Here is a 253-nt window from a genome sequence, read left to right as displayed (position 1 = left end):
GTCCAAATGGGACGAGGCGGCTCTTGTAGAATTTAGTCTCCCGGATAATGAGCAACCGCCGCTCCAGATCGACATCTTTGAGGCGCAGCCTGCAGGCCTCCCCGACGCGCAATCCCAGCCCATACAAGGGGATGTCCCGATCGGTGTTGAACTACGTCGGGCCGACGTTGCCAGAATGAATGTTACGCGGCCCTTGTGACATGGGCAACGGGCTTGATCGTCATGGGATTGTGGTGAGCTTGAAGGGCCGCAC

At 58.5% G+C, this 253-nt stretch carries 1 protein-coding gene; it reads right to left on the bottom strand.

What is annotated here, in order from left to right:
- Window positions 1-112: tyrosine-type recombinase/integrase (locus ACZYOF_RS44835; protein ID WP_463719722.1), on the bottom strand; the 112-nt coding region annotated here is incomplete at its 3' end.
- Window positions 113-253 lie beyond the last annotated feature (141 nt).

The sequence above is a fragment of the Bradyrhizobium sp. LeoA1Lang genome (genome assembly GCF_055413685.1).
Note: the sequence above shows the minus strand (reverse complement) of the source record. Positions and strands in the feature narration are given on the sequence as shown.